The organism is Thermocladium sp. ECH_B (assembly GCA_001516585.1).
In the GTDB taxonomy this organism is placed as follows: domain Archaea; phylum Thermoproteota; class Thermoprotei; order Thermoproteales; family Thermocladiaceae; genus Thermocladium.
This window is the reverse complement of record LOBW01000129.1, coordinates 1-1,961: the sequence shown is the minus strand read 5'-3', so window position 1 is coordinate 1,961 and position 1,961 is coordinate 1. Positions and strand designations below refer to the sequence as shown.

General features: G+C 47.8%; 1 protein-coding gene. It reads left to right on the top strand.

Features of this window, described 5'->3' with window-relative positions:
* The first annotated feature begins 349 nt into the window (after window positions 1–349).
* On the top strand, window positions 350–1,717 hold the full coding sequence (locus tag AT710_09670) for a hypothetical protein (GenBank protein KUO89981.1): 1,368 nt from the start codon (window positions 350–352) through the stop codon (window positions 1,715–1,717).
* Window positions 1,718–1,961: the final 244 nt, after the last annotated feature.

Below are 1,961 nucleotides of genomic sequence, written 5' to 3'. Positions count from 1 at the left end.
GAATAATTTCTTGACCTGCGGATCAAGAGGCATGGATTGTTGTAGCCCCATCTTGTATTTAAATGTTGCTGCGATCCATATGCTTGCCCTCAGGTAATAGATGCCTCCAGCATTGAGCGGGTTCATTTGATCTATATTGGAGAGGAATGCTAAGCCTCACCATTGGGGGAAATTTAATGCGCTCCCCTTGTTTGTTCTTTTTCAATTATTATGGAACACATCCGACCTCCTTCCCCGCCCTTGAGGGCGAGGTTTGTCGTTCGTTTTATCCGTGNAGTAGGTTTGATTTGTGAGTAATTTGTAATATATTTCGAAAAAGGTTTTTACGTAAAAAGCAATTGAAAAGCATATGAAGACAAGTACAATAGCGATAGCGGTCGCCGTGGTCGTCATAGTGGCCATAGTGGCCGCGGTCCTACTGACAACGCACACCTCAACCCCAATGCAATCAACTACATCGCCTATGTCATCAACATCAACCACACCAATGCCCGCCACCACAACAACGACATCCATGCCGTCGACTTCGACAATGGCCTCCGGCGCCTCGTCAAGCCAACAAATGGAGCCGGAGCTGGTGCCGGTTGCCTCTGCATCGATTAACGTCACTTCATCAACGGGAGGAACGGTTAGGCTAGGTAACATAATAGCTGTGATTCGCCCAGGAACCAATGTCACATACAATGGACAAACATTAACTGAATACACATTCTCCATAATAGATTATAAGGTAATCGGCGTTGGCTTGCCTGCCTCCCTATCCATGTCTGATCCATCCATGGGCATGTACCCAGCTGAACCAATATACGCATTCGCCTATGCCGTGAATGGCCACGTATCGCCAGCCTATACATTCACGCAGCCAATAATAACGGTAATACGCATGCCGAATGGGTGGACAAGCTGGACGTGGCTTGGGTACACTCAGGAACCAAACGGCACACTAGTTGGGGGATCATACAAGTTCCCGAACTCCTATGTATATGCTGGCCCTGGGTTATTCGTTAATTACCAATTCGTGAAGCCGGTCCCATGGATATTCATATCAGGCGCTCCCCTCTCTAACATCAGCGCCACTTACTCAATGCAGATACCTGTGAATTCATCGCTGATGTCCTCAATGGCTCCAGAACTCATTCCGGTTGGATCAGCAACAGTAACCGTTAATGCCACTCAAGGCGCAGCCGTTGAGTTAGGTAATCTCCTAGCCATAATAACGCCGGGAACCTACGTGGAGAAGGGTAGCCAAATCATGTCTCAATACAACTTTAGCCTCGTATATCAAGCAATATATAACGTGCCTCCACTTAATGCTAGCACTGCCGGCTGGCCATTATTCTCATACGCGTTTGCAGTTAATGGGGAAATATCGCCGGCCTATACATTCGTTACCTCCAGCGGCAAACCAACCCCAGTGATAACAATAGCTTTCTTGCCTCCCACGTTCTGGACGTGGACGTGGCTTGGGTACACTCAGGAACCAAACGGCGTATTAATTGGAGGATCGTACAAGTTCCCCAATGTCTGGATACCGGGCGAGGACTACATAGTTAACGTCCAATTCGTGAAGCCAGTTCCATGGATATTCCTCGGCGGCGAAACCACAATAACCGGCCAAATGATGCCGCAATCAATGCCAAGCACGACATCCACGAGCACAATGACTAGCACGGCAACCAGCACAACGACCACCAGCAGCTACGTCTGGGGCGGCTAACGAAATCAAAACATAGAAATAAGAATAACTCAAAATTTCCCTCTTTCTTCCCTTTTTCTTCAATTACTTCATTTTAATTTATTAGGCTGACCTCCTCCCCGCCCTGAAGGGCGAGGCTTTCCGCCCCCTTAACCCCCATTTCTGTAATGATGAAACGCGTCAGGCATTAATTATGATATTAATTCATGCTTGCCTTAATTCGCCTCAAGTCCTCCTCCATTTTTTTCCGCCTCTCCATGCCGGC

What these genes read in the sequence shown, in the direction of transcription:
- AT710_09670 (KUO89981.1), top strand. Translation starts at nt 350, where the DNA reads ATGAAGACAAGTACAATAGCGATAGCGGTCGCCGTGGTCGTCATAGTG.